The organism is Bremerella cremea, from assembly GCF_039541315.1.
GTDB classification, from domain to species: domain Bacteria; phylum Planctomycetota; class Planctomycetia; order Pirellulales; family Pirellulaceae; genus Bremerella; species Bremerella cremea.
On sequence record NZ_BAABFZ010000002.1, the window covers coordinates 12,476 to 28,723 of the forward strand.

Annotated in this window: 10 protein-coding genes; 5 read left to right on the forward strand and 5 right to left on the reverse strand. The window is 54.4% G+C overall.

All coding sequences use genetic code 11. From position 1 onward, the window contains the following. Positions 1-38: 38 nt before the first annotated feature. Entirely contained in the window at positions 39-1,244 is a 1,206-nt protein-coding gene (locus tag ABD890_RS00785; protein ID WP_345084501.1) for a patatin-like phospholipase family protein, read from the reverse strand. 277 nt (positions 1,245-1,521) lie between these two features. Here ABD890_RS00785 and ABD890_RS00790 point away from each other — a divergent pair, with 277 nt between their 5' ends. Next, complete coding sequence (locus ABD890_RS00790; protein WP_345084504.1) at positions 1,522-4,968, forward strand: hypothetical protein; 3,447 nt, start codon at positions 1,522-1,524, stop codon at positions 4,966-4,968. Between the two features lie 78 nt (positions 4,969-5,046). Here ABD890_RS00790 and ABD890_RS00795 read toward each other — a convergent pair whose 3' ends face one another. Continuing rightward, entirely contained in the window at positions 5,047-7,734 is a 2,688-nt protein-coding gene (locus tag ABD890_RS00795; protein WP_345084507.1) for an MBL fold metallo-hydrolase, read from the reverse strand. Between the two features lie 796 nt (positions 7,735-8,530). On the opposite strand from ABD890_RS00795, the gene ABD890_RS00800 reads away from it, so the two are divergent. Continuing rightward, a complete protein-coding gene (locus ABD890_RS00800) occupies positions 8,531-9,448 on the forward strand; it encodes an exonuclease/endonuclease/phosphatase family protein (protein WP_345084510.1) in 918 nt (305 codons plus the stop codon). Between the two features lie 107 nt (positions 9,449-9,555). On the opposite strand, the gene ABD890_RS00805 is transcribed toward ABD890_RS00800, so the two are convergent. The 3 genes from ABD890_RS00805 to ABD890_RS00815 all read right to left on the reverse strand — a co-directional run bounded on the left by ABD890_RS00805 (position 9,556) and on the right by ABD890_RS00815 (position 13,046). After that, entirely contained in the window at positions 9,556-9,969 is a 414-nt protein-coding gene (locus ABD890_RS00805; protein ID WP_345084513.1) for a hypothetical protein, read from the reverse strand. Between the two features lie 96 nt (positions 9,970-10,065). Next, positions 10,066-11,025, reverse strand: a complete 960-nt coding sequence (locus ABD890_RS00810) for a DUF1559 domain-containing protein (RefSeq protein WP_345084516.1) — start codon at positions 11,023-11,025, stop codon at positions 10,066-10,068. 728 nt (positions 11,026-11,753) lie between these two features. Beyond that, positions 11,754-13,046, reverse strand: a complete 1,293-nt coding sequence (locus ABD890_RS00815; protein ID WP_345084520.1) for an aminopeptidase P family protein — start codon at positions 13,044-13,046, stop codon at positions 11,754-11,756. A 319-nt stretch (positions 13,047-13,365) separates the two neighbouring features. Between ABD890_RS00815 and ABD890_RS00820 the strand changes: the two genes are divergently transcribed. The 3 genes from ABD890_RS00820 (at position 13,366) to ABD890_RS00830 (ending at position 16,219) form a co-directional block, all read left to right on the forward strand. Continuing rightward, positions 13,366-14,328: an AraC family transcriptional regulator gene (locus ABD890_RS00820; protein WP_345084523.1), complete on the forward strand. Its 963-nt coding sequence runs from the start codon at positions 13,366-13,368 to the stop codon at positions 14,326-14,328. Positions 14,329-14,795: 467 nt separating this feature from the next. Continuing rightward, entirely contained in the window at positions 14,796-15,737 is a 942-nt protein-coding gene (locus tag ABD890_RS00825; protein ID WP_345084526.1) for a DUF1559 family PulG-like putative transporter, read from the forward strand. Further along, on the forward strand, positions 15,737-16,219 hold the full coding sequence (locus tag ABD890_RS00830) for a hypothetical protein (RefSeq protein WP_345084528.1): 483 nt from the start codon (positions 15,737-15,739) through the stop codon (positions 16,217-16,219). The genes ABD890_RS00825 and ABD890_RS00830 overlap by 1 nt, the downstream gene beginning before the upstream one ends. Positions 16,220-16,248 lie beyond the last annotated feature (29 nt).

The following is a 16,248-nucleotide window of genomic DNA, read 5'->3' on the forward strand; positions in this document are numbered from 1 at the left end:
GACGTGGATTAAACGAAACCAATTCTTCCGATGCCCCTTTAGATTCCGACTTCCTGGTAAGGCAGCGTTTCTGCTCTGGGCAAATCGGAGCGGTAGTATTTGCGGATCGATGCATCGCCGATCGCGAATGCCAAGTTGATCAATCGCTGCTGAGTCAGGCTATCGATTTCTGCCAGGCGGGTATCGATGCCGGAAAGCTTGTCTTGTGCGTCGTCGTCAATTGAGAATGCAGAATCAATCTGGAAGTCGCGAATTCTTGTTTCGACACCCCAATAGGCGCCAGATCGAAGTTGTTGGCGGAACGCGCCAATCAACTGCCGACGGCGAATACTGGAGTTTTGTTGCTGCAGAATCTGAATCACCCGGTACGAATGGCGAGGCCAATCATCCTTGGGGTCGGCCTCCGGCGGAGTTCTCCTTCCGCCGTCACTGACCAGCAATGTCTTGTATCGTTTGTAGGCGGTCTCGAGGCCCAGGTTGTCGTACACACCACCATCGGTCAGCAGCGCGTCACGGCGATGGGAGTCATCAATTAGTCCGACCTTCCCACGTGAATTGAAATCATCCGGATCGACCGGCAGCAGAAAGGGCGACAGGTAAGGTGGGAATGCGGTCGATGCTGCAACAGCATCGGCTAGAGCGACCTTCGGATTGTCAACCAGACCGACAAGGTAGTCGCCCATGTATGGCTTCGAGAATCGCCAGAGTACGCCTGTCTTGACGTTCGTTGCATTGAATACCCAGCGAGGTTCATCGGGGAGATCTTGAAGGGTCTTGCCCTGAAAAACCGCGTCGTAATGGCTTGCCACAATGTCGCTGATTCGTCGAAACGGATTTAGGCTACCCCAACCCACGGCGGGCACATCGATTGTGGTCGAGCATAGCCCGCGGATTGGATTGACCACGTTTTCAATGAAAGCTTCTTCGGAAAATTCGTGTTCCACAAGGCGATGCCAATTCATGCCCAGCACGGCTGAGGTAATTGAGCCGCCGGAGACGCTTGAGAACCTTTTCACTTCGCGGAGTAGTCCCGCCTGGTTCAGTCGCCATAGCCCACCCAGGTGGAAGATCGACGCTCGAAACCCTCCGCCGGAGAGACAGCAGGCAATGCCCTCCTCCAGCTGACTGCCATCACTCGATGCGTCTGGCTCCTCTAAGCGATCCTCCGTCGGGCGAACTGGGTCGTGATCGTCGGGTGTAGGTGTGGGCTGCACAAAGATCTCCAAACTGTTGGAACGTCTCATGTTGAATGCCATTAACAATCGCTACAGCGAATGCTTGTAGCTTAAACTAGGGGGTCCTGATCGCTCCTGTCAACCATTTTGGGGGTTAATTCACAGGATGATATCAATTGAGCCAGGAAGAATGGGTGGTTTAGGGGGAAACGTCATGTACCCCCTTAAAGTGGAAAGTTATCCCCGCTGATTGGCGATGATCATTCTGAGTAATCGCTAAATACCTCATAGGAGGTGAGTTCGCGAATGTTTCCTCGACCAGCTTTGAGAAATGAGGACGCCCCCAATGTCTCGTTTGCTTATCGCATCAGTTCTGTCAGTGCTGATGACTGTTTTGCTGAACGGAGCGCCGGCTTATAGCGGCGACCTGTTCTTTATGCATCTGTTTCAACAGCAGAAGCCCAAGACGGGTGAAGATGGATGTGTTGAGAAGGTTGCCAAGGAAATCGACTATCTCGAGGCAATGATCGACACCTACGGAACCATTGTTCCAAAGCATCCTGATGTCTGGGGCGAGGCACGCCTGACCAAGCATCGACAAGAGGTCGAACGAGAGTTGGAGAAGGATCTGGGACTGTTTCAGGAAACACTCAACGGCGCTCTGCGGCGAAGTGATCAATCGTACTTGAGCGCCGCCATGACCATTAGTTCGGCTTCCGGCGGGGGAACATCGCCGAGTTTAACAAATAAGATCGAAGTGATGGAGGTACCTGAAGGCGCCATCAGCCGTACGGCACCAGGTCGAGTCATCAATAGCTTTGGTTCGAGTCTCGCGAATGGGAAAATAGAGTCGATATCGCTGGAACCAACGGTAGTTCTGGAACAAAAGTTCCGTTACCTGAACTTGCTGAATGAGCTTCGGCGGATCAATGAAGGAGATGATACAGCCGACTCGCCAGGCTACTCGCTTAACCTGGTTCGCATTCCTATTTCGGTACTGCCAGGTAAGAAGACGCAAAAAGGATTTGGGGCCGAGATCACGCTGACGGCAGAAGCTCACCTAACCGATCAACTTATGCCATCTACCTTCCGCAATCTTGTCATTAATGATGTTGTCGATATTCTGGCGCTGCCAGGTCGAAAGATTCTGGATGATAAAGATCTGCTGGACAAGGCACGCTTGTACCTGCAGTACAAACGCGGCGAGGTGTCGATCGAAGCAATATTCAACTCATTAACGTCAGATATTGCCGGATATAACCATCTGGCGAAGAGCCCACCGATAAATAATAAGGCAGAGCTCGAAGTGTGGGAAGAAGAAGCGGCGCATGCGGTTAATCAATTGGCTGTAAGTTCGCTCAACGAGTCTATTCCCGAAACATATACGGGCACTTTAGTAGCAGGGAGGACTTCTCAGCCGCGTGCGGCAATCACTCCTATGGAGGTCGTTGATGTATACGGCGTGACCCCAATGTATGTCGTCGCTGTTGCCGGCAGCGATGTCTTCAAAGGCGACCCAGTAAGCCAACATGCTCCGCACTTAGCTGATATCGAGTCATATTTGACCTGGGAGCTTAACTGTGCCTATGATTTTCTTTCGCGACCAGACACGCAGTTCCTGTGGGACAAGTATTGCACTGAAGAGTTAGTTGAAGCTGTTCGTCAGCGACGCCGATATCTTTCCAGGCCTCATTTTGACCAATATAGTGATCGTATTCGATACCTCAAGGACGTAGAATGCCAACGGTCGATTGATAACATTCGCGATAAGTACTTTGATGATATCGAAACGCAATTCCCTCGTGCAACGTTCACCACAACAACTTCTTTGGCCTGGTGCATTCTGGTCAATTCGGCGCTGCTGAATGATCGGCTGCTTGAGGACATGCGAAAGGTGTCGGCCGAGACTGGTGCATTTCCTGCTCCGGAACGTTGGCTGGAATGCTTCCATCCAATTCCACGAGACTCGGAAGCGATGATGCTGTTCAATCAATATGTTCAGGCCCGCTGGCCGGTACACGTGTTTGCGTTAGACCCCGTCAATGACGAACAAAACATTGCCGAAGTGTTCAGCCAGCGACGTGAAATGCAATTGGCCATGGCGGCTGGCGTTGCTTCTGGGAATGTTTCCGCTCGAACTGCGATGAACTTTGCACGACGCATGGAGCTCGATCTCGAGACCATCGATCTCAACCGCAAGACGGTCGCATTTGCGCATGGGCAAAATGTTTTCGGTTGGAGATTCTATCCGCGATTCCAATCGCCACGTGTGCCGAGCACGGTCGGAGCGATGGCACAAACCGCTCTGGGGTTGGGGCAAAGCGACCATGCGTTGCTCAATGATCGGCGTCTGGAGCCTGGCATCCGTGAAGTTACGGCCGTGGTTCTGATGCCCTCGTTCGTGTCGCATGTCACTTTCGACAGTCGTGCCAACTGGTTTAAGCTGACGAATCCTCGCCACAAAGAACTAACGATGCACGATTCGATGCAGATCAGCAAAGTCTGGCAGTCGATTGCTACCTGCATGCCGAACCTGAAGTCACCCCAATATTATCGTGCAGAAGATGTAGCCTGGCTGTTGAAGTCGGTCGACCAGATCGAATCGCGTTTGCCGCTACAATCGATGATGGTAAGCATTCCTTACGAGAACACGTTGGGTGGATTCGAGATGTTTAACAGTGGTGTGACCGATCTGGCACCCTCGCTGAACGGTTGGTACGGCGCCCCTGGGATCAATGTCACGACGAGCGCGGTAGGCTGCTTGTGCGGCGAAGACAAGTGTCCGAAAGAGGGTGGGTTACCAATGGAGGGTGTTCCGAACTATGGCACTCCGAATGCTGCGGGAACCTGCTTTGGAACGACCGTGTTCCTGGTCGGTACGAATTTCAGCGTGCATGACACCCGTGTCATTGCCGGTGGGCGTTCGGTTCCGTTTCAATTGCTAAGTCGGCGGATCATGCAGGTCACCGTTCCACCGAATGCGAATCAGCTGATCGAATCACTGCCTGGTGGTGGCAAGCGAGCGGTCGTGGATCTGCACGTCGCAACGCCGTATGGCGTCTCGAATCACCTCCTGATTCCCGCAGTGGCGCCGGCGAAGAAAGATACTCCGAAAGAGGCCAATGCAGAGGGCTTCGCATGGAAAAAGACGGATTTCAAGGCGGTTGCCGTTCCGCAGTACGATCCTGTGGCTGGCAAGCTCGCCTATGCCATCGTGATGACGGAAGGATCACAAAAGGAAATGGTTATCCAGAACAAGAGCAGTCTTCCACTGCCGGAACGTGGCAAGATCGTTGCAGTTCTGAAACAAGACGGTAAGCCGTTTGCCCAGACCAGCCAGTTTGATTTCTCGATGAACGAAAAGAAGGAGTTGATTCTTCACGCGAACGTTGTCGATGGGCCACCACCAACGTTGCGACTCATGCTGGAAGAGGTCACCGCAGCGATGATGAAAGTGATAAAGCCAGATTCTCATCCTAAGAAAGTGACGATCGAAGGCTTTCTCCTGATTGCCGATTGGCCCCCAGTGCCGCTGCTCAAGCCGATCGAGATCCAGTTGACGGTCTTGCCAGTCCCGTTGGAAGTGGAAATGCAGCTGACGCCGGACGCAAAGCAACCGGCGGAAGCAGTTGAAAAACCGATTCCAGCCGAAGCGAGGTTCGATAGTGGCAGATCGATGTTGCGAGTCCACCCACCACAGCGTTTGGAGCAAATTCCGATCCGCCCTGCCTCGCATGAATCGGTAACTATACGACGCCTTCCAATTCCTCAGGAGACTATCGGGGGTCGTTAGGATTCAAGAAGGAAGCCCCTCCCGACGCGGTTATTTGCCGGGAGGGGCTTTAGCATTTCCATGCGATCCGATTTCGTCTTACGGGACATCGGTGATCGAACGAACACCGCGGATGCCGGGCAGGCCGGTATATTTACCGCGTGTTCCGGTGATGACGACACTCTTGCCAATCGCTCCCGGATTTAACTTTGGAGCGTAGACCGCACGCTGCGATTGAGGAAGTTGGACATACAACACGATGCTCGGGTTTTGGGGATCTGCCAATTGCAGGCCGTACTGATCATTGTGTTCCGCAACAATCTTGCCTTGAACTGAAATTAAGGTTCCTTCGGCGATTCCTAATGCGTCAGAGACGCCGACTGTGGTCGTCGGAGAACTACCGCCGCCATGGTGTCCTGCTCCTGAATCGCTGGGGAATGGTGCTCCGTACGATCCTGGGGCAAATGTGTCGGAATCCCACGGATCGTAGTTGCCCGAGGGCTGCGACCAAGGACGCCCATCGGCTGGATCGTCTTGCTCGATCGGTGCCATCGCGTTGGGAGTCTTAATACCAGGAGCATGACCATTTGCCCCGTCGAAGTGCGTGTAGGACTCCGGTGTCGCCAGCCAATCGACGATATTCAACATGATGACTTTAGCGGAGCCACCATTGTTCCAACCGTTGTGTAACGGCTTGTTGGTGCCGCCACGCTCGTCGCGGTACTTGGGCGTGATGTCTTCGATAGGCGACGAATCTCCAAAGAAGGCAGCTTTGCCGGCACCAGACTTCGATATCGCGACGAGTGGTCCCTCGTCGCGGCCACCAAAGTAAAGCCCGTTATTTGCTCCTTCGATGGCCTTTCCCCAACTCTTCGCCGGATCGGAATCCGCTAAATAGATTAAGCCTTTTGCGCGATCAGGTTCGACAACGGCAAGCGTAGCGCTGGCTGCCATCAGTATCGGCGTGGCACCCACTGTCAGGTTTTCTGCATCATTTGGGGCAACAATGTCAGAGGCCCCCGCCAGGCAATTAATGGCATTGAAGCGAAAACGAATTCCAAACTGCTCTACCAGCCATCCTGCATCGGCACTTCCAGGATTTCTTAAATCGCCGTAGGGGCTTCCCATATCGAAATCAGGTTCGGTCGACCGATTATAGCCGTTGAAAACCTCAGTCGCGTCCCACGAGTTCAAGTTGCGGTCGGCGTTGTAGTGATCGCCAATAAACAGCAAGCCTTTACCAGCGGCCACGTACCTTTCCAAGGCGGCACGCTCGTCCTCGCGGAAAGGCCGATTCGATTCAGCCAAGACAAAGACATCGCTGTCTTTAATGGCGTCGAAATCAATGATGGCTTCATTTTCCGGAGTATTGCTTGTTCGATCATCGAAGAAGCGAATGATTCCATCCTGGTCCTTGTCGACGCCACGGTATTCTTTCACTTCGTATCCCTGGGCTGCCAACGCATCCGCGAAGTCTGAGAATCCGCCATCGATTACCCAGTCCGCATTGCCCTGGGTACCACCATGCGATACATCGAACAGGATTGACTTTCCGTTGGCAGTCGTTGTCGGCGTCTTCACCGGTGGAGGTTGGTTCCAGTGATAAGGGGTGCTTGCCGGTGCTGCGGTTGGCGACGCCATAGGTGCCATTCCAACTGGAATGGCGGCCAGCATTGCAGTCGGTTGGGAAGACGCTGGCGACACCGCAGGGGTAATCTCGTCGGTCTTGCGCGTCGTGACATGAATACTTCCATTCTGCCTGCACGATAGCGTGATCTGACCATCCCAGCCCGTGGCATAGATATGCTTCGTTACCTGAAATAACGAAAACCGCTGCCCCCCTTCCCCGACGCGAACATCCATCGGTCGCTCGCGCTCGCCACTGATGGCGTTGCTGAGCATCTCGATTACATCGCGATTGGGATGGCCATACGAAAACGTATTGAATCCACGTTGCCGACCCTGACCGAACTGGGGGATCCCGACCGAGATGACTGCCACTTCAGGCGACATCGCATCGACAAGCGACTGGATCGTTCCATTCTTGGAGCCATGGTGGCCGACCAAGTAGGCATCGACATCCAAAAGGTCGGTGTCCTTATAGAAGGCGACTAGCGTCTCTAAAGCTGGCTCTTCCAAGTCGCCGGTAAACAGAAGCGATGACTTACCAAAGTCGACACGAACCACCAGGCTGTGATTGTTCAGATTGTCGAAGTCGCGGTCTTGCCAGCCTGGGTTCTGCTGCAGGCCACCCGACAAAATGCGTATCTCGGGATCGCAATCAGTGCACTGGATTGGATCGATGTCTCCATTGGTCAAGCCATAGCCGGCAGCCGTCACGTCTGTATCGGCGACGCTAATCACGTTCAGGTTGTGGGTCGCTGCGTTGTCAATGGCATATTGAATACCTTCCTTGCCCGAGCCCCGAACAAATCCGTTATAGATGAAGTTATTAACACGACAGGTTTGCAGCACTCGCTGAATACCCCGCGTATGATCGATATGGGGATGGGTGATTACCACGGCGTTGAGCGTGTGATTCAGGTCCGTTCGCCGCGCAAAAAAGTCGCGCAGCGAATCGGCAAGCTCATCGGGACTTTCGTCATCCTGGCCACCGGTATCGATTAGAATTGCACCGCAAGGAAATTCTAGTAAAGCACTTGATGCTTGCCCTTGGTCGAGGAAGTGGACGTGCATCTCTGGCTCGGCGGCCTGAGCAGCAATCGTCCAGCAGAAGCAACAGATAAGAAGGGTGACTTGCAAACCGTACCGGAGTCCGCGAAACATGGAATAAGTTCCCTCTGAAATGAGTAGATGGCTGGCCACATTGCGAGGGATTCTCTCACAGTACAAATGCAACGGCAACGATATCGTGCCCTGATGATAGTGATGAAATGGTGAATATATGTTAGCGCGAATATGCAATGTGGAAGGTGGCGTATAGTGCTGGCATGGAGGGATCGGAAGGATAGGGTAATTGCGTGGTGGTAGCCGGGTACAATAAACCGGGATGCCCGAGTCCGGGGTTTCAGTCTCCTGGATAATCAGAACGAGCGGTGACTCCTTCTTTTTCCGATTGAAAACTTCGCACCGATTTCTCAAAGCTGGGATCTCGAAGCGGTTACCGAGTACCTATCCTGAGGCCGTAATTTTTCAGTGCTTTTCAGAAGCACCTGATTCGATCCGATGGCCTGCTTTCAGCGAGGGCAAACTTACCTGGCTATCTTCAGCAGGAGCCTGCTGGCTTGGTGCTATGGCGAACGGGTGGCTCAGGTCACGATGCGAATCGGTTAGAAGACAGACGCTTCCGAGTCGGCAATTGAATAGCCCGGATCGATGTGCAAGGATGTCGCCTGTTCTCGATGAGATCGAAAGACCGGTCGCTCGAATGGCATCAGCACGTTCGGGGCTTGTGTTGGGGAAGTGGATCGCTGGTCGCATCCGTTGTCAGACGTCGAATATGCGATCACAGGGATCTATTATTCATCAAACATTCAACTAGATTCGTTGCGACCAGGCGGGCGACGCGATTTAATGTGCCGGAGGTTTCGTTCGAGACATTACTCTGGTGGAGACAATCGCGATGGGACGACGAACATTCTTGAGCATTTTGCTAACTTGGGCGCTGGCCTGTCCGGCACTGGGGGCTGACTTTGTGACGGTGGGCTTCTGGAACATCGAGCACCTGGGCGCGACAAACTCGGCTCAGCGACCAATTGCCCTGGCCGAGTACATCGCTGCTTCCGGCGTCGACGTGTTGGGATTGTGCGAAATCTACGATACCGATGATGGCCCAGAGCGGCGGAACGAACAACTTGATACGGCGTTCGCGATTCTGAACGAAGAAGATGACGTCGAATGGAAGTACGAGTTGTTTCCCAATCGCATCGACAACGATAAGTCGCAGTTGTGTGCGATTGCCTGGAACGCGAAGCAGGTCACACGCGATGGGGACGCGTTTCCGATCGACGTCGACGACGACCCGAACGATGAGTTCTTCCTGTGGGATCGGAAGCCACATGCCGTGAAGTTCTCGACCGGTAACGGGCGGACTGATTTCGTGGTGATTCCGGTGCACATGAAATCGAACGTCAAACCGCGCGACCAGGCCCGGGCACGCGGGCGGACCGGCGAAGAGTTCGGTGCGGGCCAACGAGAACTCGAGGCAGCGGCATTGGTCGCGAAGCTGAACGACGTGCGGACACACTTTGGCGGCGAACAAGACCTGATCATTCTGGGCGATACCAATATCAAGCGTCATACCGAGAAGGCGGTCGAGCTAATCACCGACGCCGGCTTCGTCGATCTCAACATCGAAGACTTCGACACGTACCTGGGGGATGGGGCTCCCTTCGACCGGATCTTCGTCTCGATCTCGAAAGAATTTGTCTTCACGCGACAGCGCGTGCTGGTCGACAGTGCCCCGAAAGAACATCGCGAATACCTGTCGGACCATTACGCGATTTCCACCACGTTCCGCACCAAAGCGGACGACGACTAAGCGATTGAACGTAAGTCGGATTACAGAAGCGCAAAAAAAGGACAGGCTCGCCTGGCGGTGACCTGTCCCGAGGTGGTTCGTTCTTTGTCAGTTCGAGCTTTGCCGGGCTATTTCATTTCGAAGGCGAAGTGGTTTGGCCCTTCTTTGACTTCGGCCAATAAGTCGCTCCGGGCGTCGTTGGTATACTTCGCAGGCACGGCGGCCGTAGCTGTCGTCGGCGTAGGAGCGCCGTCCATGCTAAGGTTCAAGTCGACGGCCGGCTGAACATAGGCGACGTAGTTCCCTACACGAACTGGTTCGTTGACTTCAAATCCGCCATCTTCGGTTACCAACGCTTTGTAAGCGAAGCCAGTTTTGTGGTCCATCAGGAACAACTCGACGTCACCCTTGATCGGGTTACCTTTGAGGGTCAGCTTTCCAGAGACATCTCCGACGGGGTAGTCAGGACCATTGTTGCAACCCAGGCTGGTGGCCAGCAGCGCGACAACCAGGCAAACGGTCCCATGGATAGGTTTCATCACGGTCAAACACTCTTTCGAAAAGTGAAAAACCCTTCCCCCGAAGCTCTCGGTACTTGCCCCGAAATATCCGAGCACGAGGGAAGGATGGAAGTCGAACTAGTTCAGATTCACGGTCTGGGCATCGTGACGAACGGCCAAACGCTTCAGCATGTCAAAATCGATCGTTTCAGGAATGAAATGAACGCTTCCGTCCAGGCACATCGCATTGATGCCGCCGGGATGGAACGAGTTGAGGATCGTGTTGTTGCGATAGGTCGTGTCGGTCGCACCCACCTGTAGAATGTCGGAGTTGATCGCGAAACGAACGCACGTGGTTCCAGACTGCCAGAGGTCGCTACAGCCTTCGGCTGTGTTGCCGACGTAGCCGTAGTTACGGGCTCCGTGCCAGCCGCCATAGTAATTCGAGGTTCGATTGAGGTCGCTAGTCAGGCCAGACTGCTCGGCGATCAGGATCGTGTTCGACGTTCCATCGGTGCAATCGCGGAAGCTGCGATACTCATTGGGCGAGAGCATGCCGTTGTTGCACGACCAGCCATGGTTGCAGTCCTGGTAACCAGCGACATTGCCGGGCACGGTCGGCGAGGCGCCTTGCAGACCAACGTAGTGATGGCACATGCCCCAGGTGTTGTTCCCCACCGATTGATCGATTGCCGGCAGCGTGCTCGATGGGCAAAGGAAGCCGTCCACTACCAGGTCCATCAGCACTTCGTTGCCGACATAGCTGTCACCGGCGAAACTGCCGCTAAAGTCGAGCTGATCGTAAACGTTGCCTTGTTCGATCATCGGCAGGACGGCGGTTCGCCAGTTCGAACCATTCTTCAGCGACCAGTCATCCATCCCCCGGGCCCCGCAGGTAAAGCGCAGGAAAATGTCGTGGTAGTTATGAAAGGCAATCCCCAACTGCTTGAGGTTGTTGGTGCACTGCATCCGGCGAGCAGCTTCCCGGGCCTGCTGGACGGCGGGTAACAAGAGAGCGATCAACACACCAATAATGGCAATCACCACTAGCAGCTCCACAAGCGTGAATGCAGAGCGTCGAAGTCGAAACACGGTCATCAAATTCTCCCAACGAAACGATGAATGGAGATAAAAACGATGCACCTCGAACCGGGCGACAAGACTTGCTTCGTCGTCCGGAATGAAATCAGCGAGGGGAAGAAACAGCCCCTTTGGCGAATTTGCCTAGGGACGCTATTCCAAGACTCCTCACTGACTCAGCGAGCCAGCATGGCAGATCGAAATGAAATGAGTAGAGTAGGAAGCCGCTTAAATGCTAGTTGTGAACAGGCACTTCTATGGCCACGTTGCATGAGGGTCATCTTCCGCAGGGTTAAGTGGAAGAACACCATGGTGTTTCGCGAGATATAACACCGTCAGAGACTAAAGGTTCCGTGGGTGACTTTCAATCAATTTTGTAGAGTTTTCTATGGAATCACTACTTATGTGGGGCATATTGCCGTAAATAGATACCGTCGCAAGCTGTCAGTTCCTACCAATCTGAGGGTAAAGACGTGCGCAATATCTCCAAAAAATCACCAAACCGCGCATGAAATGCCCACAGATGCCGATTCTGTTTGCGAAGAAGAATTTCACATTACGGGCAAATACGTATTCGAGTTTCATGATCCGTTAGGGCGGATCGGACCGGTTGGGCGAGTAAGGTAGCCTCTGCTGTTGCGTTCTTGGGGAACCTTATGGGGGCCGCGACCAGTGCGCATGAAAAAAGCTGCTGCGGATCAAAGTCGGCAGCAGCTTTCAGTTTTGAGTTGTTCGATCGGGAAAGACTATTTGCCTTCGGCCATTAAGGCTTCGATCTCGTCTGCTTCGACCGGAATGTCGCCCATCAGGTCGACTGGACCGTTTTCGGTGACGACGATGTCGTTCTCGATTCGGACGGCAAAGCCTTCGTCCGGCAGGTAGATCCCAGGTTCGACCGTCAGTACCCAGCCTGGGGCAAATGGGACGTTCGGCAACGCGACATCGTGAACGTCGATCCCGATCGAGTGTCCCAGGCCATGCATGAAGTACTTCTTACATGCTGGCGTTTCACGGGTATGTTTGGCGACTTCTTCCTTGGTCAGCAGACCGAGGCCGAGCAACTCTTCGTTGATCATCTCTTGGGCTTCGTACTGCCAGTCGCGGTGCGACTTGCCCACCACGGCGCCGGCGATCGACTGCTTCATCACGCGCAAGACGGCGTTGTAAACGTCGCGCTGGCGAGGCGTGAACTTGCCGTTGACCGGAATGGTACGAGTCAGGTCCGAGTTGTAGTTCGCGTAGTTCGAGGCAACGTCCAGCAGCAGCAGGTCGCCATCGTTACAGACCTGATCGTTGTCGATGTAATGCAGACCGCACGCATTCTTGCCGGAAGCAATGATTGGCGTATAAGCGAACGCACCACGATTGCGGATGAATTCATGCGCCAATTCTGCTTCGACTTCAAACTCGGTAACGCCTGGTTTGACGAACTTCAGCAGACGCTCGAAGCCCTTCTTGGTGATCCCGCAGGCATGGCGGATCAGCTCGACTTCCAGTTCCGATTTCTCGGCACGCAGGGCATGCAGCATCGGGGCGAGTCGTCGATAGGTATGCAGCGGGAACTCTTCCTTGCACTGCTTCACAAAGCGATCGTCGCGGGTTTCCACCAGGTTCGAGGCTCGACGATGCTCGTTCTGATTGAGGAAGACCTGTTCGGCGCTGATCATCAGATCGCGAAGCACGGCCGGGAACTCCGACAGCCAGCGAATCGAGCTGACCCCCGAGACTTCCGTGGCTTCTTCCTTGGTCAGCTTCTGACCTTCCCAGATCTGCATCAGCTCGGTCGGCTCGCGCAGGAACAGGATCTCGCGATTCTTCTCCTCATAGGCATCGGGGAAGAGTAGAAGGATCGATTCTTCCTGTTCGATACCGGTCAGATAGAACAGGTCGGCATTCGGAACGACTTTGAACGTGCCATCCGCGTTGGTAGGCAATACGTCGTTGGAATGCAGGATGGCGAGCGAGTTCTCCGGCAGAAGCTGCTTCAGTTTGGCCCGGTTCTCGACGAACAATTCGGACTTGATGGGAAGATGACGCATCGAGTGATATTCCTTCGAACAAGTTAGAGGATCGACGAAGCTGCAGGGGATGCTCTGGGTCTATTGTAGCAATATGCGCACGATCCAGAACTGCCCGGATGGCCACATTCTGTTCAATTCTCCCCCGAATGAGAGAGGCGCCAGAAAACGTTTTTCCGTTGCTGGCAAACTTGCAAGGTACTTCCCTTTGCCCAGTCTCCCTTCGCATGGGTGGATGTGACGGTATCTCGTGAAAAAGTCGCTTTTCGATCGAGGCAACTCGCTGTATCCTCGCTGGTAGCAAGTCAGTGTTCTTGCCAACCGGGGAGCCAAAGTTTCAATGCACGATCTGGTCAAGTTCTTGAAGTTGCGACGTTCGCTGAACTCGCACATCGATTCGTGCAAGATCTTTCGGGCGTCTCCGGGATGGTTTCGTGACCGTGTGTTGGGAATCGACTACCGTGTCGACCCCGACACCCCGTGGGAATACTCCGAGATCCTGCTGTCCGAGGCCTTTCACGATGGAGGCCGTCGCGACTACTTCTTTGTCTCGCTTTTGGAAGACTCAGACGGCTCAGGCCATATGGAAGCCGATTTCGGGGCCGGAAAGTTCCTTCGCGAAGCTCGCCCTGGGAACATGATTTTTGGCGACGAAGAGTCGGTCCAGCGGCTGCAAGGCAAAGGGCCGTTCCACTCGAGCATGATCTATATCAAGAAAGATGTGGTGCACGAGTACTTCCAGGAAGCGTCTCAGGGAGCCGATCTTTCACCCGAACGGATGCTCAGCCAGTCGTTCCGCGACAATGCCTTACGCGTCTTGATGAAGCAGTTGATCTATCACTTTCGACAGCCTGCCGAGACCGGGCAGCGTATGGTGAAAGAGCATCTACAGGACCTGATTCTGCAGCGGCTAACACAGTTGGCAGGTCGCCCGGCCGATATTGTCAGCGATACCGATCGGCTTCGCGATCAGGCGATTCGTGCAGTAATCGACTATATGCACACACACTTTATCGAAGACCTGAGTCTCGACCAGTTGGCGATCCTGGCCGGGGTTAGTCGAAGCCAGTTCGTGCGTCTCTTTCGGCAAACAACCGGACAGTCGCCCAAGCAGTACCTGATGGGGCTCCGTGTCGAACAAGCGCGACAGCTTCTCAGCGTGGCCAATGGTAGGCAATCGGTGCTGGACATTGCTCAAAGCTGTGGCTTCTGCGATCAGTCGCACCTCGCTCGCGAGTTTCGCCAGGTATACGGAACCACCCCTGCGGTGTATCGCCGCGACCAAGGTAAGTGGTTTTCTTGATCAGGGGGCGTTCGATGGTGACGCTTCTCTCGCGATTGGCTGCCTACGATTTAGTCATCAATACGTCGTCTGCCCGCGATTGCTGCCTCTTTTTTGGTCGAAGCATGTCATCGAAAAGTTGGGGCATGCGCCGTTTATTCTCTATTGATCAGCACCCACATCCGCCACGTCCTGTCGCAGCAGCTGGAGCTTGCCTGGACCAGCGACTCTAAAACGTTGACTGAACTTGGCTTATAGGCCTTTCAAGTTGTCGATTGCGGTAAGCAGCAGCTTACCTGGGAAGTGAGGCGGCACCGACTTTGCAAATTCTTTGGCATCCGCCGGCCCGCGTGGCACGGCGAATCGAAGACCCAATTGTTCAACTTCCCAGATTTCTTCCTTGAGCCCATCTCGGAATTCGATCGCCACAAGCGGGAGGCGGTTTTCCGAGTCGCGGTCGATTTCGATACCCTGGATTCGGAGGTCTCATGAAACGAAACGCTTTTACGCTTGTCGAGCTTCTGGTGGTGATTGCCATTATTGGCGTATTGATCGCATTGCTTTTGCCGGCCGTGCAGCAGGCCCGTGAAGCGGCCCGGCGGATGGCATGCACTAACAACCTGAAGCAAATCGCGCTGGCGAGTCATAATTATCACGATACCTTCGGCCGTTTGCCGCGGACCGGGACTTACGCCAACATTCAGTCGACCCACAATGCCGGACCGAACGTCGCGCTGCTGCCGTTTCTGGAAGCGAAGAACACCTACGAGTTGTACGACCAGAATCAGCTTTGGTCGCATGCGAACAACCAGGTGATGAAAGACCTGATGCCAGGCATGTTCACCTGTCCTTCCACGCCGGAAGGTGGTGCCCCGATGAACAGCGGAAATCCCATGTTCCAGGGCTGCCAAACGTCCGACTACTTCTATCCGCTGGGAGCTGCTTCGGATGCCATTCCACCGGTGATTGCCAATGCGATCTTCTCGAACATCGGGACAGGCGAATGGCGCAAGTTTGCTGGAATCACCGATGGTCTCTCGAACACAATGCTCATTTACGAAAGTGCCGGTCGGAAAGACTGGTGGGTCAACAACAGCAAGATGAACGAGAGCATTCGCTCATCAAGCTGGGGCCAGATGGAGGCCTGGTATACGGTTGCTCCGTTCGGCGGTTTGGCTTCCAGCTTCATGCGACAAAGCTTCACCTTGAACAGCAGCGATCCGACAGGAACGGCACCGATGATGGTCCCCTTCACCGGTGGCATTGTGAACGTGACCAACCAATTCGGTGCTCCGTACGGATTCCACCCAGGCGGCATCGAATTCGCCCTGGCCGACGGCTCGGTGCGGTTCATGCCCGAGAGCACCAGTCCAGCGATCATCGCGGGCGTGGTCTCGTGTGACAACGGAGACGTGACAGGAGAATTCTAATGCGTTGCGATCGAAAGAAAGCGGCTCTTTCTGTCGCGTTGACTTGGATGATGGTGGCGTTGCTACAAGCAGGCTGCGGACAGCATGACTGGCAGGCACGCACGTTTCCGACCCGTGGCACGATCACCATCAATGGTGAGCCACCCGAACAAGCCTTTATCAAGTTAATCAAGCTGGGCGAACCGATCGACGAGCGCGAGTCTGACTGCTGGGCGCTGGTTCAAGCAGACGGAACGTATGAGTTCTCGACGTATGAGAACGGCGACGGTTGCCCGCCGGGCGAATATGCCTGGATCCTGCGTTGGCCGGCGAATTTGATGACGATGATGCCGGATCGACTCGGAGAAAAGTATTGGAATCAGGACGACCCCTACATGACCGTCACGATCGTGCGTGGGCAGAACGAATTGCCGGTGGTCGATTTGACCGGTGTCGCCGTGAAACCCTTGTCGAAGCCGGCCTCGAAGGTCGAGCATCGATAGCCCTTTCCCCTCCCTCGTTCCTTCCGCCT

Coding starts and splice junctions, on each gene's coding strand:
- ABD890_RS00785 (WP_345084501.1), bottom strand. CDS start 1,244: ATGAGACGTTCCAACAGTTTGGAGATCTTTGTGCAGCCCACACCTACA.
- ABD890_RS00790 (WP_345084504.1), top strand. CDS start 1,522: ATGTCTCGTTTGCTTATCGCATCAGTTCTGTCAGTGCTGATGACTGTT.
- ABD890_RS00795 (WP_345084507.1), bottom strand. CDS start 7,734: ATGTTTCGCGGACTCCGGTACGGTTTGCAAGTCACCCTTCTTATCTGT.
- ABD890_RS00800 (WP_345084510.1), top strand. CDS start 8,531: ATGGGACGACGAACATTCTTGAGCATTTTGCTAACTTGGGCGCTGGCC.
- ABD890_RS00810 (WP_345084516.1), bottom strand. CDS start 11,025: ATGACCGTGTTTCGACTTCGACGCTCTGCATTCACGCTTGTGGAGCTG.
- ABD890_RS00815 (WP_345084520.1), bottom strand. CDS start 13,046: ATGCGTCATCTTCCCATCAAGTCCGAATTGTTCGTCGAGAACCGGGCC.
- ABD890_RS00820 (WP_345084523.1), top strand. CDS start 13,366: ATGCACGATCTGGTCAAGTTCTTGAAGTTGCGACGTTCGCTGAACTCG.
- ABD890_RS00825 (WP_345084526.1), top strand. CDS start 14,796: ATGAAACGAAACGCTTTTACGCTTGTCGAGCTTCTGGTGGTGATTGCC.
- ABD890_RS00830 (WP_345084528.1), top strand. CDS start 15,737: ATGCGTTGCGATCGAAAGAAAGCGGCTCTTTCTGTCGCGTTGACTTGG.